Origin of the sequence: Neisseria sp. Marseille-Q2251 (genome assembly GCF_940793045.1) — a bacterium.
Lineage (GTDB): Bacteria > Pseudomonadota > Gammaproteobacteria > Burkholderiales > Neisseriaceae > Neisseria.
Genome location: NZ_CALNWV010000088.1, coordinates 1 through 1,179, shown reverse-complemented (window position 1 = coordinate 1,179; position 1,179 = coordinate 1). Strand labels below are relative to the sequence as shown.

1 protein-coding gene is annotated in these 1,179 nt (G+C 55.2%); it reads right to left on the bottom strand.

Annotated elements, in window-relative coordinates:
• The coding region (locus tag AAG834_RS13710) for a DUF6531 domain-containing protein (protein WP_342032450.1) at positions 1-1,153 on the bottom strand (1,153 nt) is incomplete at its 3' end.
• Positions 1,154-1,179: the final 26 nt, after the last annotated feature.

The window sequence follows — 1,179 nt, the reverse complement described above, 5'->3', positions numbered from 1 at the left end:
GTCCGTAAACGGCGGTCAAATCGCCGTAGCCGTCGTAGTCGTAGCGCACCAGTTCCTTGCCGTTGAAGGTGACGGAGGTGAGGCGGTTGACGTAGAAACGCTCGTCTTCGGAAACGAAGACATCCCGTTCTCCGGCAGGGTCGAAATCGGGATCGTTGTCGTGCAGACGGATGGAGGAGAATACGGGTTGGAAGTGTCGGCCGCTGCCGTCGTAAATGCTGTGCGGCAGCCCGTTGTCGTCGTAGCAGAGGCGGATATGGCGGCCGTTGCGGTCAAGCTGGGCGACCAGTTGGAAAATGCCGCAGCCGGAATCGACTTCGGCAAACAGTAGCCGTGCGCCGCCGTCGGGGGAGGCGATTTGGTAGAGGTCGTCTGAAATCTGTGAAAAGAAGATTTGTTCGTAAGGATCAAAATAGGCGTCATCCAGACCGTAGGGATCTTCTTCGGCGGAAGCAGGTTTTGGTGCGGCCTCTTCTTCATATAAATCGTCTTCATCGTCGTCGGCTGCGGAATAAGGCTCGTCCGCTTCGTCGCTGATATCCGGCAACGGAATTTCCCTGCCCTGTTCATCAATATAAAGGAAACCGTCGGCAGTACGGACAAGACGCATGGAGAACGGCAGCGACCAACCTTGTCCCAGCCAGCCGTTTCCTATTTGGTCGGAATAGTAGCTGCGCTGCCAAACAAGGGGAAGCGGGGAATCAAAGGCAAAGTCGGTCTCAGTATCGTCAAATAGGACTTTGATACCGAGTACTGCATTTACGGGATTACCAACATTTGTGGCAGCAGCTACCTTACAAGGAATACAGTGCCCATGACCCGAGGTAACTACCCCACCGTCAAAACCCATGCCCATGCCGCCGCTAAAACCACTGACCATTTTACGGGAAGGCGGCTTGGGGCCCGGCTGACCGGGTATCATGGACGCAAGGGAAACCAGTTCGGATATGGCATCAACTGCATCGGCTGCAGCAGAATCAGGCGCAACTATGGAAAGGGCAGTGGAAGCAACATCGGCAACCATCTCTATCACATCCACTGGTCCGGCTGCATTGGTCAGCGGCTCGGGTGGATTGGCAGAGCCTTGAGACACCATGGCTGGTGCGGCTGGTTTGGGGATGAGAATACCGAAAGTATTACCGAAAGAGGCCATGGGTTTAATCCCTCCGTCGAGATTCT